The following is a 26,684-nucleotide window of genomic DNA, read 5'->3' as shown; positions in this document are numbered from 1 at the left end:
CTGAAAATGCGTCACTCCGACCCCGGGTTGCGGCAACCGATGGAGCCCATCCCCACCTTCCGCCAGCTGCCCGGTCCGGTCTACTTCCGGCAGGGTGCGATGGAGCCCACCGATTGGGGCACGCACAGCCATCCTTGGGGCCAGTTCAACTTCGTCGCACAAGGGGTGATGGAGATGAAGATCGACGGCGAGTGGATGGTGTCCCCACCCCATTACGCGATCTGGATCCCACCGGGAATGCCCCACTATTCGCGCAACCGGTCGCGGCTGGCCTATCGCTCGGCCTACCTGTCGCCGGCGTTGTCACGCCGCCTGCCCGAGCGCTGCAGTGCGCTGGAAGTCAGCCCATTGCTGCGCGAGCTGCTGCACGAGCTGGCGCGACAGGGCGTGACCGATCCGCGGACGCCGGCCCAGCGGCGCATGGCCGCCGTGGTGATCGACCAGATCCTCAATGCCGCAGTGCTGCCCAGCTTCCTGCCAATCGCCAGCAGCGATGTGTTGAAGCAGGTGATGGCGTATGTGGAGAAGCACCTGTCCGCAGCCGAGTCGGTCGCCGATATCGCGCAGCGACATCATATGAGCGTACGCAAGCTGGAGCGCATGGCACGCAGCGAGCTGGGCATGTCACTCGGTGACTGGCGCGGTCGGGTGAAGTTCGTGCGTGCCACCGAAGCGCTGTGCACACGCCGGCCGATCAGCCGGATTGCCGAGGAGCTGGGCTACTCCGGCGTCAGCGCCTTCGCAGAGATGTTCAAGCGGCACGCACAGTGCACGCCGGACCAGTACCGGAAACTGCATCGGGCGGGGTGAAGAGCGCATCGAGGGATGTCGATTTCCGTCCTCGTCGTTCGTCGGAACAGAAGAGACAGGCCTTCCCGCCTGCAGGAGCGCCGCGATGTCCCCCATCCTCACCGCCTTTGCCACCTCCCCCGACCGCGGCCAGGGCCTGGCCCGTGACATGCGCGTGCGCTGGGCGCTGGAGGAACTGGGCGTGCCCTATGACGTGCAGCTGCTGACCTTCGCCGAAATGAAGCAACCTGCCCACCTGGCGCGGAATCCCTTCGGACAGATTCCCACCTGGCAGGAGGGCGACCAGGTCCTGTTCGAATCCGGCGCGATCGTCCTGCACCTGGCCGAACAGCATGCCGGCCTGCTGCCCGTCGGTCCGGATGCACGCATGCGCGCAGTCATGTGGGTGTTCGCCGCGTTGAATACGGTGGAGCCACCCATCGTCGAGCGCTCGATGGCCTGGGTGCTGGAGCGCGAACAGCCCTGGTATGCACAGCGATTGGTGATGCTGGACGAGCGCGTGCGGATGCGTCTCTCGCAACTGTCCGCGTGGTTGGGCGCGGCAGCGTGGCTGGACGGCGGGTTCAGCGTGGGCGACCTGATGATGGTCTCGGTACTGCTGCGCCTGAAGAGCAGCGGCCTGCTCGACGAGTACCCGCTGCTTGTGGCCTATGTGGCACGGGCGACGCAGCGTCCCGCCTATCAGCGCGCGTTTGCTGCGCAGTTGGCGCTATTCCAGAACGGGTAGTTCCACGCCATGGGGGGAAACACTCAGCGCAAGCTGCGCCGGCAGGCGGCCTGCACCAGCATCAGCTGCGCCACCAGGATCAGCATCGCGCAGCCTGACAGCAGCCACGGGTCGATGTACCACTGCCCATTGAAACTGAAGTCGCCTGCGGAAATGCGTTTCCAACCGTTGAAGTGCTGCATCGCTGCCACCACGAACGCGAAGCCACCCGCGGCGTACGACAACCAGGGCACGATGAGGCTCCCCGGCCGCGCGAACAATGTCAGCACGCCCAGCACACCGATGACAGTGCGTTGTACGCGGCAGTATGGGCAGACATAGGCCATCCCGCTCCACTCCACCGCCCAGGCCAACAGGCTGACCAGCACGGCCACGCCTGCGGCTGTGTACAGGACTTTCGGCGTGATCGTCATGCCACCCTCGTGTGCCATCCGGTGCTCCTTGGTTGAAAGATCCGGGCAGGGTAGCAGTGCTGCAGCCTCATCCCTTCTTGATGACAGTCCGCTTGCCGATGGTGCTGGTCTTGCCAGCGGTCGGCCTGGCCAAACCAGGAATCAGGAAATCGGTGGCCTTGTGGCCCATCGAGACCTTGGACGCCAACCAGCGCGGCATGCGCCCGCGACCGGTCCAGGTCAGGCGCTTGTATTCCGGGTCGCGATACTTGGGCGCGACTTTGCCGGATTTACGGCGGACGGCTTTTCGGGCGGGCGCAGGTGTTTCCGAGGCTTGGCCGCCAAAGAGTTCTTCAAGGGTGTAGCCGGCTTCGGCGGCGGCGGCCTTCAGCATCCGCCGCACCGCACTGGCCGGACGGCGGCTGGAAATCAGCTGTTTCCGCTGTTCAGCGGCAACCACCAGGGCACCCAGCTCGCGAAGGCTGAGCGATTCAATATCGATCGTCATGCGGGAAAGTTCTACTGCAGCGCGGCAGCTGTCAAGGTGCCCTGCCCGGCGCGTGGACACGGGCTTCACCGCCGGTGGGCTCCGATCGCCTGCGTCGGCCATCTCCGAGGACCTCGACGTGAGCACTTCATCGCATTCGCTCGCCTACCTGCTTGCGCGCATCCTGCTGATGGCACTGTTCCTGGTGTCCGGCATCGGCAAGCTCGGCGACCTCAACGGTACCCAGGGCTACATGGAAGCGATGGGGGTACCCGGCATCCTGCTGTGGCCTACCATTGCTTTCGAGATCGGCAGCGGCCTGTGCATCCTGCTGGGCTTCCAGACCCGGCTGGTATCGATCGTGCTGGCAGGCTTCAGCCTGGTCACCGCCTTCATCTTCCACCACAACGTTGGCGACCCCACCCAGCAGATCATGTTCCTGAAGAACCTGGGGCTGGCCGGTGGCTTCCTGCTGCTGGCCTGCACCGGGGCGGGGCGCTACAGCATCGATGGGCGTGGGCGGCGCGGATGAGCACGCGGCATGCCGCCATCATCCCCGGCCCACGGGCTGGACGCGCTGCAGACGCAGGTTGCGCCATGTCGGCTGGGAGCTGCGGAAATCCACCGCTTCGCCATCGCTGGTGAACAGCAGGCCTGGCTCCACTTCAGTGACCAGGCGGATGCCATCGATGTACAGCCAGCCCTGTCGCTGCTCCAGCACAACGGACATCGACGGTTTTCCCCATTGGTCGATGCGATAGCGCCCCAGCCAGGGTTGCCAATGGGGCGCGTGCGGCCCGGTGGACCCATCGATGGGATCGTTCTGGTCCAGGCTATCCTCGCCGTTCGTACATTCCAGGTGCGCCGGCAGCATCTCCGTCGCCGCATGGTAACGGTACGTCGCAACCTCTCCATCGGTGTCCGCGGTGAACAGCTGGTCGCTGTCGATGGCCGCAAACCGTCTGCCCACAGCTTGCGCCCCACGATGCAGTTGCAGTTCACCGCTTCCGGCAACCACGATCTTCGCCTTGCCGCTGCGCCCTATCCAGTCTCCCGCCATCCGCTGCATCTGGTCCTGGTTCAACCTGATCGGCGCCAGGGACGATAGCGGCACACGCGGCTGACGGGGCCCGAAACGCGCCGACAGCAGCTGATCGATCAGACGCTCGCCGATGCCGTACCCCGCGGACGTCGCGCGGTTGAACATCGCGGCGAATCCAGCGTTGGCCTGCCTGCAGTAGGTGAACACGCACCCGAATCCGAAGCCTCCGCCGCGATGGTGAAGCAGCCGCACCGGCGTACTGCCGTAGAGCCGTTCGCTGCGCATTACGCCGAGCCCGTAGTCACCGCCCAGGCCGAAGCCATGCATCTCGTCCCAGAGATGGGGCTCGAGCAGCTGCTGCGCGCCGGCTTGGCCGCCACCGAGCAGGAAGCCAAGATACTTCGCCATGTCGGCGGCACTGGTCCAGACGCCTCCCGACACCACCAGCGGTGTCACCGGCGGCACCTGCGCATGGCCGTCCTGGGTTCCCAGTGCCCGCCACTTGCTTGCCAGGTAGACCGACGCATCGGCCGTACTCTCGTGCATTCCCAGTGGCTCGAAGATCCGGCGCTGCAGCCAGGCCGGATAGCCGATGCCCGCAACCTGCTCAAGGACATGACCGGCAAGGTCGAAGCCCAGGTTGGAATAGCGATAGCGCGTACCCACCGGAAAGCGCAGCCATGTCTGCGAGATGCTGCGGACGTGCGCATCAAAGCCCGGTGACGCCGGTTCGTAATTGTTGCCCAGCGGCGCCTCGTGCGTGAATCCCGCGCGATTGGCAAGCAGCAGGCGCAGGGTGATGCGCTCCTGCGGGGAATGCTCGAAGCGACTGCGCACCGTGAACGACGGCAGATAGCGGGTAATGGGCGCATCCAGATCAAGGATGCCGTCCTGCACGGCCAACAGCACCGCCACCGCCGCGAAATTCTTCGAGGTGGACTGGATGCTGAACATCGTACTGGCGTCTACTGCTGCACTACCGTGACCCGACGCGTACCCGAAGCCCTCGAGCCAGCGCACCTGCCCGCCTTCGACCAGGCAGACGGCAGCGGCACCGATGCCGCTGCCTTGCATGGCGGAGCGGATCACGCTGCGCTCCGCTTCGATCAGGTTCCCGGTGGTGACGGTGGGCTGCGCCGCCGTGGCAACACCGGTGGGCATGAGCGTGGCCGCCGGAACAGCCGCGACATTGGCCAGGAAGGCGCGACGACTAAGCGTACCAGGCATCAGATCACTCCACTTCGGGATGCCGCCATCTTCCCGCCAGCAGAAATGGCGGGGCATGTGTCATTCGGCACAGAGTGCGGTGATCGACGGTGCTGCGCCTTCGCCGGCCGAGCAGGCCTCAGCCCGGAGGGTCCGGCAAGCGGATTCCCTGCGCCGAAACAAAGGCGCGGGACTCGCTCCAATAGGCCTGTGGCGGTTCCCGCAGCTCTGGTCGCGCCCAGTAATCGTCGCCATGCAATACGCTCATCACATGACGCCAGCCATCACGCGGATCATGAACCTGAAATCGACCACGATGATGGCGGGGACGATACGCGTAGTGGCCGAGCGCCTCCTGGCGCGCTTCATCCGGCGAACGACCCGCCTGATGGACCAGCGTCCATGCACGCATGTGGCGCGCATGCGCGAGCGCGCCAAGGTACTCGTCCTCATCCAGCAGTGGCACCTGCTCACCGCGGGCCAGGCACAGTGCGTCCGATTCGGCTTCATAGTCCAGCGACGGCTGTGCAAGCTCCGGGCGCCGGTGCCAGTAGCCTTCACCCTCCACCTGCAGCATCGCCCAATGCCAGGGCTCGTCGTGGAAGATCAGCGCGTGTTCGTATTCGCGGCCGGGGCTCTGGTCGGGATAGCGCTTCCGTGCCTGTTCGAGCGCCTGCGCCTCGGGCACCTGGCCATAGTGGACCAGGCACCAGGCGAACAGGTGCCGACTGTCTTCGATTTCGGTGGTGAAGTCTTCCACCGGGGTAGCGGTGCTGGCCATGGTCGATCCCTGTCTGCGGATCAGATGGTACCGACGCTCCAGGTCGCGGGGGGCGATGGGGTCTGCGGCCGGTTATGCGAGATCGGTTGGCCCACCAGCAACCAAATAACGGCACTAAGTTCTTGATTTGGCTTCACCAAAAGACAAATGCAATAGTAGATCGACTCATAATTTGACTCACTTTTTGATTAACTGGTGTCGGATGACACTGAACTGCATAGGCCGTCGCGCCGAACACAGAATTCACCCTCGATTGTCCTCGGGCCAGTCCGAAGGTGGTGTTTTCTATTCAATCCAGACGGTTACCTTTGTCCGCTGCTTGGCGTACTTCGGTCGAATTCGCCCTTTCAATCCGATAGGCGGATCGCAAGTCCAGAAGTCCACGCCCTGGTCCAGGTGAAGTGAGAGCTTGGATCCATCCGAATAACAAACGGTCAGCAAGCGAGCGTGGTCAACCTGCGCCTTGCTACGAATTGTCGTTGCCACCTTGAGGTCTGGGCGCTCCTGGAACGCACTCTGGATCGCCCGGGTCCGTTCAACTTCGCTGGTGAAGTCACGACCGTTACCTCCGCGCCCGAACGATGGTTCGAGTTCGGTGGTACGAATCTCCACGGGTAGTTGGCCGTCGCCAGGCCTCGCGACCATCTGCACAAATGCTGCGAGTACGGCAGGCGAATCGGGGCTTCGGAAGTACCTATCGGAATAATGGATGCTCTCTGGGCGCTCAAGTAGCTTCTGCTGGATGCCTGGCAACGCCTTATCTAGCTCGCCCGCAAGCCATTCACCGAACTTTCGGGCCGGGTACGCACCGTGCGATGCGATCGTCACATGGCCAGCATTGCCGCCCCCGGGGGGAGTCCGAATCTGCTCGATTGGGACACCTTCGTACGAATAGTCAAACTGTCTGCCACCCCTAACTACTACGCCATTACTTCCCCACCCTGCCCCGGGCACAAGGGTTGCGCTCCCGCTCTCAGCAATCGCCCATGCACAGGCCGAGCCATCACAACCAAACTCGACCAGTGGATGCGATCTCTCCGAAGCAACATCGATCCTCTCCACCGCCTCGATAAGACCAGATTCGAGCCAGGCAGCGAGGTCCTCGCGCGCGCCGGGATCCATCTCAGAGACAGGAGAAGCGAGCACGACGCGGACGGAGGGTGGCGTCGTGACTTCCGCAGCAGCTTGCAGGATGACCTGTCGGAATGGCCAGCCGGGCGCATCCCAACCTTCGTCGGCACGCACGAAGACCCGCAACATTCCGCCCACTGTCGAAGCGAGTACGCGCCGAACGGCCTGCGCCACAGGCGACGTCTCCACCATTGATCCTGACCCGAAGAGACATAGCTCTGACGGCAGACACAGCTTGTTCGTCACCTCAGGCGTTAGCAGGGCCAGCGCTTTACGGCGATCAAGCTGATCGGCTACATCCTTCGTATCATGAGATAACATGCAATGAGTACAAGCTCGTTCGCAGTCCTTCGAACAGTGCGCTAGCTCGGCGGCACGACGAACTAGCGAGGCAATGTCGTCGACCGCCTTCGTAACGTACCCTGCACCTCCAGATGCACGGTCGAAGAGAATAATCGACTGTCCCACGCTTTCGCCTTGTAAGCTCCGTTGGAACGCGAAGCCAATCTCTTCCGGCTCGACGCCCAAATGCTCCGCGGTCGCATTTCGCAACAGCACTGCCACTGATAGCGCCGTTTCCCGATCCGCGAGTAGTCGTCCCGAGCTTTCGGAAAGCTGCAACTCAAGCACATCGCCGAGCTCCCGACTACCCAAGGCGCCGACACGCTTGATCGACCAAGGATTAGCTTCTGCGTCGCATCGCCCACCGCGCCGAAGCCGGAGATGCCGCGGATCCAACGCTGCCGACGTGATATCGGCACGGGCCGATTCTGTACGACCGCATTGGAGGCAAATCTCAAAGCCAGCCAGATGCTCTCCGCGCGCAACATGGAAGATCTCGCTATCAGCTGATGCCCGGACACGGCCTATGGCACGTGGAAGCTGCATCCACGGCGCGCTGACGGCAAAGGCTGGGGGCTCTAGCGCTCGGTAAGTGGGCAGCGAAACCTCGTCAGTGGGTTTACATTCTGCGCCTACCGCGAAGCCTGCAGGCTCCAGATACTCCGTCCGCTCCAATGTGGCCCCACTCTCCCCACATGTACGGCAAGCGACAGGCCTGTGACTCTCCTCTGAAGCCGCGCCACAGCGCAGACAACGCGCAAACCATCGGAAATTCTGTAAGGAACGGCCGTCATCCTCCGATGCGGGACGCTTCCAGTTAAGGGTCACGCCGCCCACGCGATACTTCGCACCGTTAACGACGACGTCGGCACCGGGTTGGTATTCCCGCAGCGCCATCGCCATGGAGCGACTTAACGCTGCATCTTTCGTCCGCTCCCCACGCGTTCCGAACGACGGCAGCACCAGTTCACGAACATGCGTCGGGAAGCCGCGTGCCGGAAGAAACCCGCGCGTGGCCAGGGAGGACAGCAGCGTCTCCTCACGCATGTATTCGAGCCGCATGCCGATGGCTTTTCGCGCCATACCGGCCACACCCTCCTGCTCATCGAGCAGGGGGAGATACTCAGCCCACCATGCATCCGCGACTGCATCCAAGGCATCGGCACACCCGTACGCCAAATCTTCCAACGCCCAGCTCGCCAAGGCACTTCCTCGTACGATGGTCGAAAGTGCGGACCGCGCGCGTGGCTCGAGGGTCTGAGTGCGCAACATGTCCGAAAGCCGTGTCGCCTGTGCATCGCCACGATCGCTTCCGGCACTCATCACGGTGGACGCTTCGGACGCTCCGAAGAAGAGCCCGACTCCCAATCGTTCGCCACGAGGCGTCTGGGGAAGGTTTAGGAAATAGCCCAGCAGCCACGCATTGATGTGACGTTGAACGGTCAAGGCGCTCTCAAGGCTCACGCGAGGGACGCGGGTCACTTGCGAAAGGAAAGCACCGGGCGCGTCAAACAGCGCCTGCGCTCTCGGCTCTGGACGGCACAAGGTGTAGGCAAGTGCGCGGGATTCGCCGCGCCGACCGGCGCGGCCGGCACGCTGAAGATAGTTGGCGGCCAAGGGGGGCGGATTCGTCATGGCGACTACGGACAAGCCACCGATGTCAACGCCCATCTCCATCGTCGTGGAGCAGCTTAGCACATTGAGCTTCCCAGCCTTGAACTCCTCGGTAATGCGCTCCAGGGTTGTGTTGCTTATCTGTGCGGAGTGCTCGCGTACTGCAAAGAACTCGGCACCGAGGTATGCGAGGTCCATCGCATCGTTCCAAACACCTTCGCCCCGCAAACCACGAACTGCGGGCTGGGCGTCAAGCCACGCCCGACGCTTTGTCATCGTCCATGCCTCGTTGCCGTCGCGCCAATGCGCCATAGGAATTCGAGGAACTTCCACCTCGCGCGCACGTGATTTGTCGGCATCGATACCTGAGAGATGGGGCGTAACCCCACGCAATGTGGTCGAGAGCAAGCGATTGGTAACCGGACACAGCCAAAGCTTGGCAGGCTCCGCGATCGCCTGGTCTTGCAGCCGAAGAAAGTACCCGTGTCCATCTATCAGGAGGGCAGGACGCACGCCCCCCGTCAAATAGCTAAAGGCATCATCCAGCACCGTGTTGACGGAAGCGAGCGCGCTCGTATCTCCAGGACTGAGACCAAAGGCAGCAAACAGCAGCCGATAAAGACGATGTCGAGGGGGCAGGCCCGCGCGCAATGGAGCTGGCCACAATAGCGGCCGCATCTGCGGCCCCCACAGGCCATCCGTACGACTAGGGACAAGATCTCGATGCCGATAGAGGCGCTTTGGAAGCAGTGGCGCGCCCATCCACCGGGCGCTGTCCTCGCTGATGTCGACCGCAGCGTTTTCACGTACGTGCGTGCTGATCACGAGGGAAAGAAAGTCGCGCCACTCCGCATCAGTTCCACCGATTGCGCGCCAGCTGTTGGGGGAGGTCAGCGACTCCAGGGCTGGATAGCGCAACTCCGCAAGACCCATTGTTTCGAGCGAGTTCATGCGCTTCGGGCGGCGATACAATTCGCGCAGCAGCAACTGATCCGCGGCCGCGCTGGGCTGGCCAAACATGTGCGCAACCTCATCGAAGTAATGCGCCACGTGAGAGAGTTCGCTCCTAGCCGCAAGTCGCGCCGCCATATCACGCCAACCCAATCGACCACCCGCTGGACTCAACTTCTCGCGAATCTTGGCAATTTTCTCTTCCAGCCGGAGTCGCGCCTCGGTCGTGTCAGCCAGTTTCAGTTGCTGCGAGAATCCCGCCAACGCCATCTCTTGCACATCGCGCTCATCCGGTGAAATAGCGTCCTCACGCGATTCCGCGAGCGCGTGAGGAACTGCCGAACGGATGAAGTCGCGCAACGATCGGTCGAATAGCCTAACCGCGCCACGGGCGGTGCCTTGCCGGCTATCGGTGAATGCCAGAAGGCGACGCCCTCCGAGGAGCACATCGGGCCCAGCGCTGACATCCGGATCCGCGGGCGCTGAGCGCAACAATTCGGGAATAACTGTTCCTAATGTAAATGGACCGGAAACGCGCAGCTCCCTGCGCGCCCGGTCCACCTTCCAGGAACCGTCGCACACTGGACACTCGCGCAGGTGGTCATGCTCCGCTGCCACCAGCTCCGTCTGCCAGGATTCCGCATAGGCCTCGCCGGTCTTTCGATCGACCTGAATGATCTGCGTGACCTCATCGGCCTGCTTGTAGCGGCGCGGGAGCAGAATGAGCTTGGTTCGCGCCCCACCATCCGTGTCTAACGCGATGTCTTCATCCGCAGCCGCGTCGCTGTCCTCCGAATCTGCGCCATCCACGTCGCACAGGAATTCATTCTCTTTGGCACCGCCGGCCCGGATAAACATCTGGCCATTGGATGTCGCCGCCTCCGCATCGAGCGATTCGTGACCGCAGTGAATGCAAAGACGTAGCGGAAAGATCTTCGAATCGCAATGATCGCATGTGCTCCGATCTTTGAGAAAGACAGAACCGAATGCCCATTTCTCATCAAGGCCCTGACTCGCTCGACCGGGACAATCGCCGTTGATGCAAGCCCACGCTCCCTCAACCGTTTGCTGCATGACGTGCGATCTAACTGGGAGGAAGCGCGTATCCTGCCCCTCCTCCAAAATGCCTTTACGCGCGACGCCGGAGCTCGCCACGTCAATCCAACGAGCAGCCTCGTTGGCGGGCAATTGGAGGTGACTCGCGACCTCGGATAGGCTCCGTGGGCTGGCCGCCAGGAACGACCTAAGCTGCAGCGCAGTCTTGCTGCCTGTCAGGTGGTTGAATAACTCAAACGCATCATCGATTTTCTCGAGCGAGTCTAGGCCAAGGCCCGGAGAGTCGACATTGCCGAGCTCCGGCACCGCGCGACGCCCCCGAACCACTGCAACACGCTCAATCAGAACGCCTGACAGGTCCGCTAGGAACCTGCGCAATGCCTCATCGGAGGCCGGCGAATCGTCGCCGATCGTCGCGGAGGTCGCGATAACCTGAACGTCCTCCGGCAGAACCCCAAAGGCCTCCATGGTGCGCCGCAACTGGAGCGCAAGTTCGGCAGCCTGCGTTCCCATGTACGAGTGCGCCTCATCAATGACGATCCAGCGCAGTCTTCCGCGCGACTTCTGCAGAATCGGTGCATCGACATGCCGAACTAGCATGTATTCGAGCATCGTCGTATTAGTTATGAGCAACTGCGGAGGACTTTGACGAAGGTGCTTTCGATCTGGCACCTCCGCCACAGAGAAGCTCTTCCGCTTGTGGGCGGGAAGTTCATCCTCAAGCCTGCCGTTGTACAAGCAGAAACGGATCCGACCTCCAAATGGCTCGGTCCAAGCGGCAAGCCGCTCCCGCTGGCTCCGAATCAATGCATTGAGTGGATAGATAAACAGTGCGCGCACGCCTTCATCCGCCTGCCCGCTCGAAGACTGGCGGGAGAGCTCGCTCAGGATCGGGAATAGGAATGATTCGGTCTTACCCGAGCCTGTACCGCTGGAGACAAGCACATGCTTGCGTTCTTGGAGGGCGGCCTGCCAGGCCGCAAGCTGGTGGGTGAAAGGCTGGCGGGTCTTCGGGAACGAATATTCCTTAGCGTATCGCTCCGGAGGCTGTCCGATCGCCTCGACGAACGACGCATCCAGCAAGCCATCATTTACGAGATTCTCGAGCGTTCTGTCCGCCTGCTTCCAGCCAAACATCGCCTCGAACGCAGGATCAGCCGTAATGCCAATGTCGCCTCCCGCGGGTGCCGCGAAGGTGGCATGTAGCAGCGTACGCAGCGAAGCGCTTGCTGGACGGAGCATGCTTACTGCCGCATCCGCTACGCGGGCCGGAAGTGCTTGCAAAAGAGGGGCGATCTTCAATGCATCTTGTGTTTTCATGTGCAGGCGAGATGAATCCGGGCAGTCGCAAATAGGGTGTCAAAGAGGCTTCGATCGAAACGGCGAGCGAGCACTAGCTCGCGTCGTAGGTCGGCGGAAACGTCGCCCGTTTCCGACATGGTTGCGCACACGGCTGGTGCTACTAGGTAAGGAAGACGTTCGTCATCGCATTGGCGCGGTGTCGCACCGGGTAGCAATCTTGCGGCATCACGAGATGCCGCAAGAACACCCGGTAGCGGAGGAAGCTGTGCCCCACCTTCTACGGCGGCGGCCAAGCATTGGCTCCACTGTTTCAGCTGGTCGCCCAGACGCGCTCTGGCTCCTGCGGCGAAGTGAGCCTTTTGCGGCGACGTGAGGCGACAACAAATCACGACGTTCTGAAGTACACCGGCAAATACCGCCCGGTCTTCCTCTGATACATGGAGGCAATCCGCACACGCATTAACGACACCATCAAACACGGCAGGTTCGACGCTGTGTCCGCCATACTTGCCGTCCATAGCCCCAGCCCACCAATCAGCCAGCGACCTCCAAGCGGATGTGGGGATCAAGTGCCACCAAAGCGGCTCATCACGTGCACGCTGAGCAAATGAGTTCGCATTCGATGCGCCGGAATAAGCAAGCAGTCGCAGGGCCACCTCTGACGACCCTAACAGCCCTCCGACGACATCGAGATATGGTCCCGGGACGTCTCGGAAACGCTGCAGCCATCGATCGATGAACGCAATCTCGGCCTGGTTATTCGCCTCTAGCGGTTGCGAAACTACGGACGACAGATGCCTAATCAGCGCTTTCTTACGCTCTCTCTGAGAGGCATCTTCCTGTAGCAGCGACGCAGTGACGCTCGCCCCAGAAGACACAAAGTCACCTTCAATCTTGATGGCGAGCGGGCGAATGGATGACAGGTTGGCGGCAATTAGCGACCATCCCGGTTGTAGTGTGTCACTCAGGCACCAGGCATCCTCACCCTCAATGTCGCGCTCAAGTCGTATGCACTCATCGTGCGAGAAATGCCTCGCCGTCAATTCAAGTTGTTCGGGCACGCTTTCGCCATCGGCATCCACCAGAATGCGATTCCCTTGGCGCAGCAAGCGCACAGGCGCCACGTCGAGCGAGGTAGCCCGCCCCTCATCGATCATCTCGATGCGCATACGCCCATCCGCGCCGTGGCGGCTGGCATCCAGCTCGCGCAACTCTTCTGAGATCCACGACAGAGGCAAGCCATAGGAGATGCCATGGTCCAGTTCGCAGACGACTGGCATGGTCTGATTCCCACCCCAGCTGACAAATATAAGCCTGCCCGCCCGTTTAGCGAGGCAAGCCTCGTAGTGGCCAACACGGTCGAGGCTTGTCCTCGGCGGTGCAGGAGCGCCAGAGACGGTCTCGCGAAACCCGCTTGTCTGCGCATGGGAATTCAGCTCGATCGACGCGAGCGAACGGGAAACGGACGGCGGCGGGCGCAGAAGCACGGTCGCCCGCGCCACACTCCCCGGCGATGCGTCTGCTGGCACGGTCCATTGTCCCGGGCTATCGGTGACCGGAGTCGGCTTAATCACTCCACCAACAAGCCAGCCCGGAGCCAGGGTCAGCCGGAACTTGGACGAGTCACTTGATTGGAATGTCACCTTGAAGTCGGCCGGCAGCACTAACGCCTTCCGCCTCGCGACGATCGCGTCACCCACGCGGGCTCGGTACGTCACCAGTCCAAGTGCACCTTTTAGTTGATTCGACCATGTGTCTCCCAGGGCCGACTTCCATTCAAGGACAGCCACCGGGGCGTCGCGTAATTCGGCCGTTGGCGCCCCCGCGAAGACCGTTCCCGCATCGGGCGAATGGACTGCCAACCGACGTCCTCGCAGATCAATCAGCAAAGACTCTTCCAGACTTGAGGCGCGTACGTCATAGACCTCACCTCCGCACTCAACTGAAATTCGCCCTTCTGTTTGCGCAAGCCTACGTAACCCGCTCGGAAACTGGATCTGACCTCGCTCCGTAACCTCTCCCTCGATGATCGCGTCCTGCGGAACGCAAACCAGAACATGCACGTCGCGCGCTCGCCCGTCGCCTTGCGTGAGGAAACGCCAGCGATCAATCGACGCCCCCGGCACGGGGACATCGCTAGGAACGAAGACCCACGGCATCGATGCATCAAGTGCGTCGCCGTCTCGTACGGGCAATAGGAATGCGCAGCCGGCCGCGGCGGCTATCAGACCAACGGATATATCAGGAGCATCGAAAGGAGACGGAATTCCGAGCTGAGAGGCAGTGGGGCGCGGCCGGACGAGGTATCGACCGCTGGGTTGCCGCGACAGCGAAGCAAGTGGGCGGACGGAGATACCGTCCGCCGTCACTCCCAACTTCAGTACAGCCGGGGTATCTCCATCCGGCAAATCGAGCGAGTCCGGAAGCGGGGCGAGTTTCGTCATCCATTGCCACGCGTCGCCTAGGTGGTGTAGTTCGCGAACGCATATTGCACTATCTAGCGCGCCTGAGGACGTTGCCTGACGCGCCGTCTCCAGGAGCTCTCGCAATAGCTGCTTTGCCGCTTCCGAGTCAAGACGGAACGGCAAGCGCGACTGCAAGTCCGGAATGCTGTCGAGGTACTCCAAAAGTGAATGCTTCTGAGGGTCAAATTCCCGTGCGAGCATGGACGCTGCTCCGGCCACCTCGACACAGAGCTGTTCGAAATCATGGGATTGCCGGTAGCTTCTCGGGAGCCTGGAGATAGGAATCTCAAGTCCGGCGCGTTGTACTGCGGCGCCTTCTCCGCCCCGAACGTATTCTCGAATCAGGCGCTTCAAAAGCGAGCGCAGCGCGGAATAGCCTTCCACAAAGGCCACAGGAAAGCCGCCATTAACCACCAGCGTTTCCAGATACTGGTGACTCATCCCGTCACCGCGGATGACCATCAGGTTCCAGTACGAGAGTGCTTTCAGTAGGAGGGGGCCGAACTGCAGCCCTGCAAGACGCCGGAGTGTTGCGACCGCAACGCCGCAGTCCTCCCACGACCATGGACCTTCTCGGTAGCTTCGGCGGAAGTTCTCGGCCGCCACCAGCGGAACAAGGCGAACGCGCTGCTCAAGCGGATAACGGCGGTCGAGTAGAGGAGCTGAGAGCGCTTCTAGCTCTGGGGCTCGACATTCATATCGGTAGAGTGCACGGCCGTCCGGAGCGACGAGTCCACGTAGCGCCAGGAACGCGGACAGAGCGGTGCTCGCCCCACACGCACGGGCAGGATGCATGATCGTCATGCGCCCCATTCCCTAGGCTGGCCTATGCCAAAGCGCAGCCGACATTTCAAGGCGCTGACGGCGCCCATCACCATTCCATAGTGCAACACGGAAGCCCCCCCCCTCCTAGCTCCAAGTTAAGCACACCTGCCAATCAAACGGAAATCTCGACCAAGCTTCGATCTCAATATCAGCTGATACTGACCCCCGGGCGTATGGCACGGCTGGCGGAGGCTTTGCCAGCCAGGGGGCATTTAGTGATTCAACATACCCTCTCTAGACAAGCCTCATTAGCTCAATGCACGAACTCCTGACCAAGCCCATCAAAGTGCGCCGGTTGGTGCCGATCATTTACTCCAAGCCTTTTCGCGATACGGGAAGGTATGACAGCTCCGAGAGACTTCCCGATGTTGACTTGCTTCTTGATCGGACCCTGGCCGGGTACTCAGCCATCGTGATGATGCTCGCCTTGCCGGCATAGCGATATCGATAACGCCAGACCTGTGCGCCATTGGGCGTACCTCGATGCACAGGCCATTGGTGTCTACAATTCAGTATGCGCTTTCGCGCGGCTTGAGTGTGCGCAGCTTAGTGTCGGTGAGCATATGCGAGTCAACATTTGTAAGTCAGACGCCCCGTGGCTGACCCTGTGACTCACAGCCTGACTCGCATTTCTGTCCGATTCAATCGGACGACCCAGGACAGGCACGTACAAAAAAACCCGCAATTTGCCGGCTTATGACCAACGTCTGGACTAACCTAGACAACGCTGGATGATTATATGGTGGGCCCATCAGGATTCGAACCTGAAACCAAGGGATTATGAGTCCCCTGCTCTAACCGTTGAGCTATAGGCCCTGCGCAGCGTCACAGTGTAGTGGAGGCCGCGCATGATCGGCTACCCGGCAGCAGCAAGAACTTCAGCAACGCGCCCCAACCGTTTCTCCGCCGCTTCCGCAAACCACGCCTGACGCCGCAGGTGTGCCTGGAACAACGCCACCGTCCCTCTGGCTTCTTCCAGCCCAATCTGGTTGTCGCCACTGAAGCCAGCAAGCAGTCCGGCACCGGACTGTGTCAGCAATGCCAACGTCGCTCGTCGGGCGAACCCCAATGGATCCTCGCGCTCATCACGCAACACATCGTCCCAGTCCAACAACGGGGGAAAGTCGCAGCCACGCGTATCCGAGCCACCCCCGCCGCATCCACCGTCAATCTCCGTCAGCCCCATACTCACTCTCCTACGATTCGTCGAACCTCTTCCGCCTCCTGTTGAGAGAGGCGACCGGGTGCTTCAACACGGTCGTAGGGCCGCCCGCAGCTTTCCCCTTGCAGGGTCTTGTATGGCTGCGCGCCACCCGGCCAGAAACCCTTGGGCTCACCGAAATGGCGAGAGCTGCGGTTTGACCGTGGATTGCCTGCTGTTGCGGCAGACAGTCCGCCTACGACGGTGTGTTGAGCACCTGCGGAGGACTGTGTGGAAGGAAGGCTAGAGGCTTCAATTGGTGAATGCGACATTGCGTGCACTTATCACGCCCATCCGACTACTCATTTCATTGAGGCACCTGGGGTTTCGGCTGAATGACCACTTCCCCCGGCAGCGAAACGCGGCGAAGGCCTCAACAATTCTCAAGCCAGTTGCGTCACAAGGCTCGGCAATGAGGCCTGCGTGCGTTCACGTGCGTAGCCGGATACGTCACTGCGAACAGCAGCCGAGCAAAGCACACGCCATCCCAAAAAGAAAAACCCCGCACCAGGCGGGGTTCCTCTCAATGCTTCAACAGCCGCTGGCTATCAATCGATATCAAGGAAGCTGCGCAGCTGCTCCGAGCGGCTCGGGTGACGCAGCTTGCGCAGGGCCTTCGCTTCGATCTGGCGGATGCGCTCGCGGGTCACGTCGAACTGCTTGCCGACCTCTTCCAGCGTATGGTCGGTGTTCATGTCGATGCCGAAGCGCATGCGCAGCACCTTGGCTTCCCTCGGGGTGAGGCCGGCCAGCACGTCGCGCACGGTTTCAGACAGATTGATGTTGGTGGTGTTCTCGATCGGGGACTCCACGTTGGTGTCCTCGATGAAGTCGCCCAGATGGGAATCCTCGTCGTCGCCGATCGGGGTTTCCATCGAGATCGGCTCTTTGGCGATCTTCATCACCTTGCGGATCTTGTCTTCCGGCATGTCCATTTCCTTGGCCAGCTCCTCCGGCGTGGCCTCGCGGCCGTACTGCTGGAGCATCTGGCGGGAAATGCGGTTCAACTTGTTGATCGTCTCGATCATGTGCACCGGAATACGGATGGTGCGTGCCTGGTCGGCGATCGAGCGGGTGATCGCCTGGCGGATCCACCAGGTGGCATAGGTCGAGAACTTGTAACCGCGGCGGTATTCGAACTTGTCCACGGCCTTCATCAGGCCGATGTTGCCTTCCTGGATCAGGTCGAGGAACTGCAGGCCACGGTTGGTGTACTTCTTGGCGATGGAGATGACCAGGCGCAGGTTGGCCTCGACCATTTCCTTCTTGGCCTTGCGTGCCTTGGCTTCACCGTAGGCCATGGCACGGCTGATTTCCTTCAGCTCTTCCAGGTCCAGCTGGGTCAGCGTCTCGATGTCGATCGTCGCCTGCTGTTCGGCAATGATCTGGTCCTTCACTTCGCGCAGCGCCGAGGACCACTTCTGCTTGCGCTTCAGTGCGTCTTCCACCCACTCCAGGTTGGTCTGGTTGCCTTCCCAGGAACGGATGAAGTCCTTGCGCGGCATGCGGGCGGTAACGGTAGCCAGGTTCAGCACGCGGCGCTCATGGGCCTTGATCGATGCCATGGTGTCGCGCAGCTGCTTGGTCAGCACGTCGGTCAGCGGCAGCGGCAGCTTCAGGGTGACGAACACCGCCGACATTTCTTCGCGCAGGCGCGGCAGGTTCTTCTTGTCGCCCTTGGTCGCGGCCTTCTTGAAGGCGTTGAAGGCATCGCTCAGCGCCTGCATGCGCGCGGCGACTTCCTCCGGATCCGGACCGGTCGGTGCGGCTTCTTCATCGCCACCGTCGACATCGTCGTCCTCGTCCTCGTCGCCTTCGGCGTCCGCATCGGCGCTGTCATCGGCAGCGACCGCCGGCGGCGCCGGCTCTTCGTCGACCAGGTCGTTGAAGCCGACGATCACTTCGGCCAGGCGCTTCTTGCCTTCCTTGTGGGCTTCGTAGTCGTTCAGCAGCGACTCGACCGAAACCGGGAACTGGCCCAGGGCCGCCTGGACCTGCGAAAGGCCTTCCTCGATGCGCTTGGCGATAGCGATTTCGCCTTCGCGGGTCAGCAGCTCGACGGTGCCCATTTCGCGCATGTACATGCGCACCGGGTCGGTGGTACGGCCACCTTCGGTGTCGAGCGCGCTCAGCGCGGCGGCAGCTTCTTCAGCCGCGGTGTCATCGACTTCGCGGTTGCCGGTGTTGCCATCGTTGAGAAGCAGGGTTTCCACATCCGGCGCAACTTCATGGACATCGATGCCCATGCCGTTGATCATGCCGATGATGTCTTCGATCTGTTCCGGGTCGACCATGTCGTCCGGCAGATGGTCATTGACTTCGGCGTAGGTCAGGTAGCCCTGTTCCAGGCCCTTGCTGATCAGTTGCTTGATTTCGGATTGGGCAGGACGTTCGTTGGCCATGTAGTGCTCGCGCCACCGGCAGGGAGAAATAGGGAACGTAGCATTATACCAGCCCGGGGCCCTGCCTGCCGGGCGGTGGTCCCGCAGGCTCAGGGCCGGAGAAGGAAGGTCACGGGACCGTCATTGACCAGGCTGACGACCATATGGGCACCAAATCGGCCCGTTTCCACCCCTGGCGCGTGATTTTCACGACAGATCTCGACAAAACGGTTGAACCCGCGTTCAGCCTCTTCCGGCGGCGCGGCCGTGGTGAAGCTCGGCCGCATGCCCGAACGGGTGTCGGCGGCCAGGGTGAACTGGCTGACCAGCAGCAGGCCGCCGCCGGTATCGCGCAGCGAGCGGTTCATCTTCCCGGCCTCGTCGGCGAACACCCGGTAGCCCAGCAGGCGCTCGGCCATCCGCCGCAACTGGGCCTCGGTATCGCCCGGCTCCATGCCGACCAGGGCCAACAGGCCAGGGCCGATCTGCCCCACGGCCTCATCGTCGACATGGACGGCGGCCTGGCTGACACGCTGGATCAGGACGAGCATCGTGGGCTTCCAATGAACAGGGCCGGCCACGATAGCAGCGCCCTTGGCTAAACTGGCGCCGATGAATCCGCAACGCAAAGCCCGGCTGGTCTACCGCGCCACCACCCTGTTCGCCCGCCTGCCCTGGCCGCTCCTGCGGGCGTTCGCGCGCGCCCTGGCGTGGGCATGGATCGCCCTCAATGCCCGTGAGAGCCGCGTCACCCGGCGCAACCTGGAACTGGCCTACCCGGAACTGGATGGCGCCGCGCGCGACCGCCTGCACCGTGATCTGCTGCGCTCCACCGCGCTGCAGGCCATCGAAACCCTGCGGCTGTGGAGCCAGGCGCCGGCCGACAACCTGCGCCTGCACCTGAAGCAGCGCCATGGCGAGGCCCTGTACGACGCCGCCCTGGCCAGCGGCAAGGGCGTGATCGTGGCCGCGCCGCACTTCGGCAACTGGGAGCTGCTGAACCAGTGGCTGGCCTCGCGCGGGCAGATCGCCATCGTCTACAAGCCGCCGGAGGACGAGGCCAGCGATGCCTTCCTGCAGCTGGTGCGCGGCGGCCAGAACGTACAGCAGGTGCGCGCCGAAGGGCCGGCCGTGCGCCAGCTGTTCAAGGTGCTCAAGGACGGCGGTGCCACCGGCATCCTGCCCGACCAGCAGCCCAAGGCCGGCGACGGCGTGTTCGTGCCGTTCTTCGGCGTGCAGGCACTGACCATGACCCTGGTCAACCGGCTGGCCGAGCGCACCGGCGCCACCGTGCTGTATGGCTGGTGCGAGCGCGTTGGGCCGGACATGGAATTCGCCCTGCACATCGAGCCGACCGACCCGGCCGTGGCCGACCCGGACCCGCAGGTGGCGGCCACCGCGCTCAACGCCGGCATCGAGCGCATCGCCCGCCGCGACCCGACGCAGTACCAATGGACCTACAAGCGCTATACGCTGCGGCCACCGGGCAGCGGCGAGGAAGACCCGTACGCGACCGAAGAGCATCCGCACTGACGGTCGCACCATGCGGGCCCGTCCGGCCCCTGCGACCGGCGGCCGCACCACGTTGAATACGACGCCGGCGCCCCCATAGAGACTGCGATGTCCGCCTCCCCCGGTCCTGCCATGCCTGCTGCCTCTTCCCTGTTCGGCGATCCCGCCGCGATCCGCTGCGAACGCGCGGTGGCCGAACTGCGTGCCGGTCGCCCGGTACTGCTCCACGATGGCCAGGGCCAGCGCCTGGCGGTGATTGCACTGGACAGCGCCACTGCCAGCAGCTTTGCCACGTTCGCCGGTGCCGCGCGCGAGCGCCACTACCTGTTCCTGACCGCGACCCGCGCCCGCGTGCTCGGCGTGGAAGCACCGGAAGGCGCGCGCCTGCCGCTGGCTGGCATTGCCTTCGATACCCTGCCCTCGCTGGGTTACCTGCGCGAGCCCGGCCCCATGCCCGACGGCTGGGCGGCCGGCGACGCCTTCGATGCCGGCGCGGTGGAGCTGGCCCGCCTGGGCCTGCTGCTGCCGGCGATGGTCGCGGTGCGCCTGGACGTGGATGACCACACGTTCGACGGTGCCGCCGAGGTGGCCCTGTGCGACCTGGCCGAAGGCGCAGCACATGCGGCCCACGACTACGAACTGGTGGCGCGTTCGCCGGTACCGCTGCGCGACGTCGGCATGACCACCTTCGCGGTGTTCCGCGGCGGCGTGGCCCAGCGCGACCAGGTCGCGATCATCGTCGGCGAACCGGACCTGTCGTCGGTGGTACCGGTACGCGTGCACTCCTCGTGCCTGACCGGCGACCTGTTCGGCTCGCTCAAGTGCGACTGCGGCGACCAGCTGCGGCGCGGGCTGCGCAAGCTGAAGGAACTGGGCGGTGGCGTGCTGCTGTACCTGGACCAGGAAGGCCGCGGCACCGGCATCGCCGCCAAGATGCGCGCCTATGGCTACCAGCACGACGGCCTGGATACCATCGACGCCGATGCGCAGCTGGGCTTCGGTGCCGACGAGCGGCGCTACGGCAGCGCGGTGGCGATGCTGCGTGGCCTGGGCATTTCGCGCGTGGCGCTGCTCAGCAACAACCCGACCAAGGCACAGCGCCTGCGCAATGCTGGCATCGAAGTGCTGGACTGCATTCCGGTCACCGGCGAGATCACTGCCGAGAACGAGAACTACCTGCGCACCAAGGCCGACCGTGCCGGCCACCTGCTGGATGTCGATGCGCTGATCCAGGCTGCCCAGTAACGCAGCCGACCTGCTACCGTCTGCGCGGTGCGGCCACGGCCGCTACCGCCCGCCCTGCTGCCTGACGGAGCCCGCGTGACCGACGCCACGATTCCTGCACCACCCGCCACCGACTGGCAGTCACTGCCGCAACGCGCAGCCCGCCTGGCCGCACTGGAAGGTGCCTTTGGCGGCCTGTTCGTCCCGGGCCTGCCACTGGCGGCGGCGGCGTGGTTCTTCGATCTGCCCGGTGGCCTGTGGACCGCTGCAGCCGGGCTGCTGATGGGTGTGGCTTTTGGTGCGTGGCTGGGCCGTCGACGCCTGGTCCGCACCCGTTGGCGGCTGGACGCACAGGGCCTGGGCCTGCGCCGCGACCTCATGTGGCAGCTGGAGACGCGCATCCCGCTTTCGCGGGTGCAGCATCTCGATCTGCGCCGGGGCCCGCTGGAGCGCCGTGCCGGCCTGGCCACGCTGATCGTGCACACCGCCGGCACCCGCATGAGCGCGGTGACCGTGAGCGGCCTGGACCAGGCCGACGCCGAGCGCCTGCGCGACACCCTGTCCCACCAGCTCGACCAGGACGCCGACGCCCTGTGAGCCTGCCGCCGCCCCTGCCTGCACCGCTGCCCGCCGGTACCGAGGACCACCGCCTGCACCCGTGGTCGTGGCTGTTCGTGCTGCTGATGCAGCTGCGCCATTACTTCCTGCCACTGGTCGCTCTGCTGGTGTTCGGCCAGCGCGGCGACCGCGATCCGATGTGGGCGCAGCTGATTCCGCTGACGGCAATTGCCGCCCTGGTCCTGGTGTCGGTGCTGCAGTACCTCAGCTACCGCTACCGCATCGGCAGCGATGCGATCACCGTGCGCAGTGGCCTGTTGGCGCGCAACCGCCGCGAGATCCCGTTCGCCCGCATCCACAACGTGGAAGTTCGGCAGAACCCGCTGCACCGCCTGTTCGGCGTGGCCGAACTGCGCCTGGAATCGGCCGGCGGTGTGCGCCCTGAAGCGGAGATGCGGGTACTGAAGCTGGACCAGGCACTGGCGCTGGAACGGCTGGTCCGCCAGCGCGGGCAGGCGCCGCAGGCCAACGACGCCGTCGATGCACCGCCCATTGCCGACGTCGACAGCGAACGCGTACTGCTGCGACTGTCCAGCTGGGACGTGGTGCGCATGGGACTGCTCTCCAACCGCGGCTGGGCACTGGCAGTGGCCGCGTTCGGCGTCCTGTTCCAGACCGTGCCACGGCCGGTGATGGACGATGCCATCCAGCGCGGCGGCCGCGAGGCCTTCGGCTATGCCAGCCACCTGCATCCCGGCGTGACCGGCGCGTTGCTGCTGGCGGCGGCGGCCCTGCTGCTGGGCTGGCTGGCGCTGCGCGTGCTGTCAGTGGTGCTGACCCTGTTGCGTTACCACGGCTTCACCCTCGTCGAGCAGGACCGCCGCCTGACGGTGTCGGCCGGGATGCTCAGCCGCACCCGCAGCAGCGTGGCACGTCGCCGCATCCAGGCCTGGACGCTGCGCGAAGGCACCCTGCAGCGCTGGTTCGGGCTGCGCCAGCTGCGCATCGACAGTGCCGCCGGTGGCCCTTCGCGTGATGAGGACCGCGCCCTGCGCGAACTGGCGCCGCTGGCAACCCGCGAGCATTGCACGCAACTGGTGCAGCACCTGCTCCCCCAGCTGCACTGGCCACCGGCGCAATGGCAGTCCATCCCGCAGCGTGGCTGGTGGCGGCTGTGCCTGGGCGCGCTGCTGCTGGTGCCGCTGCTGGCCGCCGCCGCGTACTGGCGCTGGGGCCCATGGGGCCTGGTCGTGCTGGCCTGGCTGCCGGTCGCGTTGTTGGTCGCACACCGTCAGATGGCACGCATGGGCTGGTATCTGGACGAGCACTATGTGGCCGTGCGCGGCGGCTGGTGGAAACGCTGGTGGCGCTGGGCCGAGCTGGACAAGGTGCAGGGCCTGCGCCTGCAGCGTTCACCGCTGGACAAGGTGCTGGGCACCAGCAGCCTGCAACTGGATACCGCCGGTGCGCATGGCGACGTGGCACTCACCCTGCACCATCTGCCGCAGGCACAGGCACAGCAGGCGATGGATCAACTGGCGGCCGCGCTGGCGCGGCGCAAACTGCGCTGGTGATGCGGGGTCGGATCCCGGCCTGGATCAGGTCGTGCCGGCCGCGAGCAGGGTCAGCGAGGCATCATCGCTGCGAGGGGCCCCAATAGCCCAGGTCCCTTCGGATCTGCAGATCGCGCACCCAGCTGCCGAGAGGCTTGCGGCGCAGCGCACCCATTTCACCGGACAGGAAATCCTCGGTGGCCGCGATTACCCGCTCGCTGGACAGGCCGTCGCGGTACGGATGGATGGCATCGGCGTAACGCACGATTTCCGCCTGCAGCGCGGCATCCGGATGCAGCGCGCGCTGCAGCATCGCCGGCAGCTGTGCCGGGTCGTCGAAATCAATCATGTGCGGCTTCGGCACGCGGTTGCGGAAGGTCACCACCGGCTTGTGCTGGACGATGAACTCCGAAACGATCGACGAGGTGTCCGACACCAGCACATCGGCGGCGCGCTGCGCGGCCATCACCTGCTCCGGCTCGATGAAGCGGGCATTGGCACCGGCCAGCGCGCGGTAGCGCTCGAACAGTTCCGGCGGACATTTGGGATGCAGGGTCAGCAGCCAGTAGCGCCCACCGGCAGCGATATCGGCGGCGATCTGCGCATGCAGGTGCGGTGCCGCACTCAGCCGCTCGGTGAAGGTGGAACCAAACAGGATCACCGGGCGATCGCCGGCCGGCGCGCGCAGTGCGGCGCTCTCGCCACCGTCATCGCGGAACAGCGGGTCCAGCTTCGGCCAGCCGGTCTCGGCCACCGCGAAATGGCCCTGCTGGGCCGCGATCTCGCGGAACGGTGTGGTGGTGGCCGGCCCCTGCGTGCAGTACAGGTCGAACATGCCGCGCACCCGGAAGTGGCCGCGCGCGCTGTCGCGCTTTTCCACATTGAAGCCATGGAACAGCTGCACCTTGGCCCCCGAAAGGAAGGTCGGCACCCAGTTCGCCGCGCTGAACACCGCCCGCGGGCGCATTGCCAGGGCCTGCTTCAGGCCGACGTTGGCCACCCCCGGCAGGCTGCTGCCGGCCGCGCCGCCTTCGAACCAGGCCGCAACCTCCTGCCCGGACGCGTGCAACGCCTGCGCCAACGGGGCGAGAATAGGCAGCGCATAGCGCTCCGTCGCAAACAACAGGTACCCGGCCATCATGTCCTCCACGACCGCTCCCATCGAACGGCCTCGCATCTCGGCGTGCATTATCGCGTTCAACGAGGCCGGGCGCATCGGCGACTGCCTGGCCTCGCTGGCCTTCTGCGATGAGATCGTGGTGGTGGACTCGCAGTCCACCGATGCGACCGTGGCCATCGCCGAGGCGGCCGGTGCCCGCGTGCTGCAGCGTCGGTTCGAGGGCTTCCGCAGCCAGAAGGCGTTCTGCGTCGAGCAGGCCAGCCACGACTGGGTACTGTGTTTGGATGCAGACGAGCGCATCAGCCCCGAGCTGCGTGCGGCCATCGAACAGGCCCGTGACGGCGGCTTCGCCGGCCACGCCGGCTACCGCTTCGCCCGCCTGTCTGAGTACTTTGGCAGGTTCCTGCGCCACGGCAATGCCTACCCGGACCGGGTGATGCGCCTGTTCGACCGCCGCCAGGGCGGCTGGCGCGGCAAGCGCGAGATCCACGAGGCGGCCAGCGTCGACGGCAGCGTCGGCACCCTGCGCGGCGATCTCATCCACTATCCCTATCGATCGTTGCAGCAGCAGCTGGCCAAGACCGAGAAGTATGCGCGGATGATGGCCGAGCACGAGTTCGCGCGTGGCAAGCGCGCCACGCTGGGCAAGCTGGTGCTGGCGCCGGCCTGGCGGTTCTGGCGTGGCTTCCTGTTCCGCGGCGGCTTCCGCGACGGCTGGCACGGCCTGGTCTATGCCTATGTGCGTGCCAACTACGTACGGCAGAAGACCATCATGCTGTGGATGCTGGGCAACGGCCAGGCGGTGGCCGATCCTCCAGCCCCTGTGGAACGGCCCTGAGCCGGCTGTGTCACACTTGCCGCGCGTTGCCTGAAGATCCCCCATGAAAATCCTGTACACCAACTTCCACTATGGCGACGGTGGCGGCCACACCACGTACATCGTGTCCCTGGCGCGCGCCCTGCATGGCCAGCACACGCTCCATGTCGCAGCCCCCGCCGACAGCCGCCTGCTGCGCACGGTGGCCGAGGAAGGAATCGCCACCCCGCTGCCGATGGCCTTTGGCAGCGGCCTGCCGACCTTGCCACGACAACTGGCCGAACAGCATGCGCTGCGCCGGCTGGTGCGGGACGAGGGCATCGACCTGGTCCACGCCAACGGTGCTCGTGATCACCGCTTCGTGATGCAGGGACTGCTCGGCATGCGCCGCCCGCCGATCATCCTGACCAAGCACAACAGCAAGCCCACCCGTACGCTTGGCAATGCCTTCAGGGCCCGCTGGGCCACCGACCGCGTGATTGCGGTTTCGGCACACACCGGGCGCCTGCTGGAGCAGGGCCCGTACCGGCGCTGCCCGATCGATGTGGTCCGCAACGGCGTCGACCTGGACCGCTTCGCGCCGCTGCCGGCCGACGCCGGCCAGGCAATGCGGCAGCAATGGACGCAGGACCCGGATGCGCTGCTGCTGGTCAGCAACGCCGGCACCGATGACTACAAGGGCTGGATCGACCTTGCGCAGGCCATTGCCCTGCTCCCCGACGCGATCCGGCCGCACGTACACATGGCGGTCGCAGGTCACCTGCCCAACGCGCAGCAACGCGCGCAGGTGCAGGCCCTCGGCGATGTCGCCACGCAGGTCCACTTCACCGGACTGCTGGCCGATACGCGCCCACTGATCGCCGCCGGCGACGTCGGCTTCGTGCTGTCCAACGACATCGAAACAATTTCCTTCGCCTGCCGCGAAATGATGGCCAGCGCCAGGCCGATGCTGGTCAGCGACTACGCGGGGCTGCCGGAAAACATCGAGCAGGGAGTCGACGGCTGGGTCGTGCCCACCCGCAACGTGGCCGCCATCGCCGCACAGGTGCAGGCGATGTATGAACAACGCCAGGCGCTGTCGGCGATGGGCATGGCCGCCCGCCGCCATGCAGAGCGTGAGTTCGGCCTGCAGACCTTCGCCGGGGCGACCCTGGCCAGCTATCACGCCGCCTTGGCCAGCACCTGAG

19 protein-coding genes and 1 tRNA gene are annotated in these 26,684 nt (G+C 64.1%); 9 read left to right on the top strand and 11 right to left on the bottom strand.

The window, feature by feature from the left end:
* Positions 1-6: 6 nt before the first annotated feature.
* The gene (locus AC5P8Y_RS11375) at positions 7-810 is read left to right on the top strand and encodes an AraC family transcriptional regulator (RefSeq protein ID WP_104920900.1); all 804 of its coding nucleotides are present in this window, start codon (positions 7-9) and stop codon (positions 808-810) included.
* A gap of 85 nt (positions 811-895) precedes the next feature.
* Positions 896-1,537 carry a glutathione S-transferase family protein gene (locus AC5P8Y_RS11370; protein ID WP_033833980.1) on the top strand — a complete coding sequence of 214 codons (642 nt, stop codon included), beginning with the start codon at positions 896-898 and terminating at the stop codon, positions 1,535-1,537.
* A 23-nt stretch (positions 1,538-1,560) separates the two neighbouring features.
* Here AC5P8Y_RS11370 and AC5P8Y_RS11365 read toward each other — a convergent pair whose 3' ends face one another.
* Both AC5P8Y_RS11365 and AC5P8Y_RS11360 read right to left on the bottom strand, forming a co-directional pair.
* Positions 1,561-1,968: a hypothetical protein gene (locus AC5P8Y_RS11365; protein ID WP_495201969.1), complete on the bottom strand. Its 408-nt coding sequence runs from the start codon at positions 1,966-1,968 to the stop codon at positions 1,561-1,563.
* A gap of 49 nt (positions 1,969-2,017) precedes the next feature.
* Positions 2,018-2,437 (bottom strand): H-NS histone family protein, encoded by a 420-nt coding sequence (locus AC5P8Y_RS11360; protein ID WP_495201978.1) that lies wholly within the window; start codon positions 2,435-2,437, stop codon positions 2,018-2,020.
* 118 nt (positions 2,438-2,555) lie between these two features.
* Between AC5P8Y_RS11360 and AC5P8Y_RS11355 the strand changes: the two genes are divergently transcribed.
* The gene (locus AC5P8Y_RS11355; protein WP_495201968.1) at positions 2,556-2,948 is read left to right on the top strand and encodes a DoxX family protein; all 393 of its coding nucleotides are present in this window, start codon (positions 2,556-2,558) and stop codon (positions 2,946-2,948) included.
* 18 nt (positions 2,949-2,966) lie between these two features.
* Here AC5P8Y_RS11355 and AC5P8Y_RS11350 read toward each other — a convergent pair whose 3' ends face one another.
* From AC5P8Y_RS11350 to dtd, 8 genes are all read right to left on the bottom strand, one after another.
* A complete protein-coding gene (locus AC5P8Y_RS11350) occupies positions 2,967-4,742 on the bottom strand; it encodes a serine hydrolase domain-containing protein (protein ID WP_231522798.1) in 1,776 nt (591 codons plus the stop codon).
* 61 nt (positions 4,743-4,803) lie between these two features.
* Positions 4,804-5,445: a hypothetical protein gene (locus AC5P8Y_RS11345; RefSeq protein ID WP_495201967.1), complete on the bottom strand. Its 642-nt coding sequence runs from the start codon at positions 5,443-5,445 to the stop codon at positions 4,804-4,806.
* A 285-nt stretch (positions 5,446-5,730) separates the two neighbouring features.
* Positions 5,731-11,859 (bottom strand): DEAD/DEAH box helicase, encoded by a 6,129-nt coding sequence (locus tag AC5P8Y_RS11340; protein ID WP_495201966.1) that lies wholly within the window; start codon positions 11,857-11,859, stop codon positions 5,731-5,733.
* Positions 11,856-15,110: an STY4851/ECs_5259 family protein gene (locus AC5P8Y_RS11335; RefSeq protein ID WP_164133229.1), complete on the bottom strand. Its 3,255-nt coding sequence runs from the start codon at positions 15,108-15,110 to the stop codon at positions 11,856-11,858. The genes AC5P8Y_RS11340 and AC5P8Y_RS11335 overlap by 4 nt, the downstream gene beginning before the upstream one ends.
* A gap of 761 nt (positions 15,111-15,871) precedes the next feature.
* Positions 15,872-15,947 (bottom strand) — tRNA-Ile (locus AC5P8Y_RS11330).
* Positions 15,948-15,987: 40 nt separating this feature from the next.
* Positions 15,988-16,317 (bottom strand): hypothetical protein, encoded by a 330-nt coding sequence (locus AC5P8Y_RS11325; RefSeq protein ID WP_164133228.1) that lies wholly within the window; start codon positions 16,315-16,317, stop codon positions 15,988-15,990.
* A 563-nt stretch (positions 16,318-16,880) separates the two neighbouring features.
* On the bottom strand, positions 16,881-18,734 hold the full coding sequence (gene rpoD, locus AC5P8Y_RS11320; RefSeq protein WP_005411179.1) for an RNA polymerase sigma factor RpoD: 1,854 nt from the start codon (positions 18,732-18,734) through the stop codon (positions 16,881-16,883).
* Positions 18,735-18,823: 89 nt separating this feature from the next.
* Complete coding sequence (dtd, locus tag AC5P8Y_RS11315) at positions 18,824-19,264, bottom strand: D-aminoacyl-tRNA deacylase (protein WP_005411180.1); 441 nt, start codon at positions 19,262-19,264, stop codon at positions 18,824-18,826.
* A gap of 61 nt (positions 19,265-19,325) precedes the next feature.
* On the opposite strand from dtd, the gene AC5P8Y_RS11310 reads away from it, so the two are divergent.
* The 4 genes from AC5P8Y_RS11310 to AC5P8Y_RS11295 all read left to right on the top strand — a co-directional run bounded on the left by AC5P8Y_RS11310 (position 19,326) and on the right by AC5P8Y_RS11295 (position 23,581).
* Positions 19,326-20,246: a lauroyl acyltransferase gene (locus AC5P8Y_RS11310; protein WP_164133227.1), complete on the top strand. Its 921-nt coding sequence runs from the start codon at positions 19,326-19,328 to the stop codon at positions 20,244-20,246.
* 87 nt (positions 20,247-20,333) lie between these two features.
* Positions 20,334-21,470 (top strand): GTP cyclohydrolase II RibA, encoded by a 1,137-nt coding sequence (gene ribA / locus AC5P8Y_RS11305; RefSeq protein ID WP_111108297.1) that lies wholly within the window; start codon positions 20,334-20,336, stop codon positions 21,468-21,470.
* 75 nt (positions 21,471-21,545) lie between these two features.
* Positions 21,546-22,046 (top strand): PH domain-containing protein, encoded by a 501-nt coding sequence (locus AC5P8Y_RS11300; RefSeq protein ID WP_005414594.1) that lies wholly within the window; start codon positions 21,546-21,548, stop codon positions 22,044-22,046.
* Positions 22,043-23,581: a PH domain-containing protein gene (locus AC5P8Y_RS11295; RefSeq protein WP_049402286.1), complete on the top strand. Its 1,539-nt coding sequence runs from the start codon at positions 22,043-22,045 to the stop codon at positions 23,579-23,581. The genes AC5P8Y_RS11300 and AC5P8Y_RS11295 overlap by 4 nt, the downstream gene beginning before the upstream one ends.
* Before the next feature lie 61 nt (positions 23,582-23,642).
* On the opposite strand, the gene AC5P8Y_RS11290 is transcribed toward AC5P8Y_RS11295, so the two are convergent.
* Positions 23,643-24,701, bottom strand: a complete 1,059-nt coding sequence (locus tag AC5P8Y_RS11290) for a CDP-glycerol glycerophosphotransferase family protein (protein WP_012481363.1) — start codon at positions 24,699-24,701, stop codon at positions 23,643-23,645.
* Between AC5P8Y_RS11290 and AC5P8Y_RS11285 the strand changes: the two genes are divergently transcribed.
* Entirely contained in the window at positions 24,700-25,518 is an 819-nt protein-coding gene (locus tag AC5P8Y_RS11285; protein ID WP_005414597.1) for a glycosyltransferase family 2 protein, read from the top strand. The two genes, AC5P8Y_RS11290 and AC5P8Y_RS11285, sit on opposite strands and share 2 nt — an antisense overlap.
* Positions 25,519-25,561: 43 nt before the next feature.
* Positions 25,562-26,683, top strand: coding sequence for a glycosyltransferase family 4 protein (locus AC5P8Y_RS11280; RefSeq protein WP_495201965.1), 1,122 nt, complete (start codon positions 25,562-25,564; stop codon positions 26,681-26,683).
* The last annotated feature ends 1 nt before the right edge of the window (position 26,684 follow it).

The organism is Stenotrophomonas sp. YJH_SMC_12-1, from assembly GCF_059370935.1.
Note: the sequence above shows the minus strand (reverse complement) of the source record. Positions and strands in the feature narration are given on the sequence as shown.

Coding starts and splice junctions, on each gene's coding strand:
- AC5P8Y_RS11375 (WP_104920900.1), top strand. CDS start 7: ATGCGTCACTCCGACCCCGGGTTGCGGCAACCGATGGAGCCCATCCCC.
- AC5P8Y_RS11370 (WP_033833980.1), top strand. CDS start 896: ATGTCCCCCATCCTCACCGCCTTTGCCACCTCCCCCGACCGCGGCCAG.
- AC5P8Y_RS11365 (WP_495201969.1), bottom strand. CDS start 1,968: ATGGCACACGAGGGTGGCATGACGATCACGCCGAAAGTCCTGTACACA.
- AC5P8Y_RS11360 (WP_495201978.1), bottom strand. CDS start 2,437: ATGACGATCGATATTGAATCGCTCAGCCTTCGCGAGCTGGGTGCCCTG.
- AC5P8Y_RS11350 (WP_231522798.1), bottom strand. CDS start 4,742: ATGCCCCGCCATTTCTGCTGGCGGGAAGATGGCGGCATCCCGAAGTGG.
- AC5P8Y_RS11345 (WP_495201967.1), bottom strand. CDS start 5,445: ATGGCCAGCACCGCTACCCCGGTGGAAGACTTCACCACCGAAATCGAA.
- AC5P8Y_RS11340 (WP_495201966.1), bottom strand. CDS start 11,859: ATGAAAACACAAGATGCATTGAAGATCGCCCCTCTTTTGCAAGCACTT.
- AC5P8Y_RS11335 (WP_164133229.1), bottom strand. CDS start 15,110: ATGACGATCATGCATCCTGCCCGTGCGTGTGGGGCGAGCACCGCTCTG.
- AC5P8Y_RS11325 (WP_164133228.1), bottom strand. CDS start 16,317: ATGGGGCTGACGGAGATTGACGGTGGATGCGGCGGGGGTGGCTCGGAT.
- rpoD (WP_005411179.1), bottom strand. CDS start 18,734: ATGGCCAACGAACGTCCTGCCCAATCCGAAATCAAGCAACTGATCAGC.
- dtd (WP_005411180.1), bottom strand. CDS start 19,264: ATGCTCGTCCTGATCCAGCGTGTCAGCCAGGCCGCCGTCCATGTCGAC.
- AC5P8Y_RS11310 (WP_164133227.1), top strand. CDS start 19,326: ATGAATCCGCAACGCAAAGCCCGGCTGGTCTACCGCGCCACCACCCTG.
- ribA (WP_111108297.1), top strand. CDS start 20,334: ATGTCCGCCTCCCCCGGTCCTGCCATGCCTGCTGCCTCTTCCCTGTTC.
- AC5P8Y_RS11285 (WP_005414597.1), top strand. CDS start 24,700: ATGTCCTCCACGACCGCTCCCATCGAACGGCCTCGCATCTCGGCGTGC.
- AC5P8Y_RS11290 (WP_012481363.1), bottom strand. CDS start 24,701: ATGATGGCCGGGTACCTGTTGTTTGCGACGGAGCGCTATGCGCTGCCT.
- AC5P8Y_RS11280 (WP_495201965.1), top strand. CDS start 25,562: ATGAAAATCCTGTACACCAACTTCCACTATGGCGACGGTGGCGGCCAC.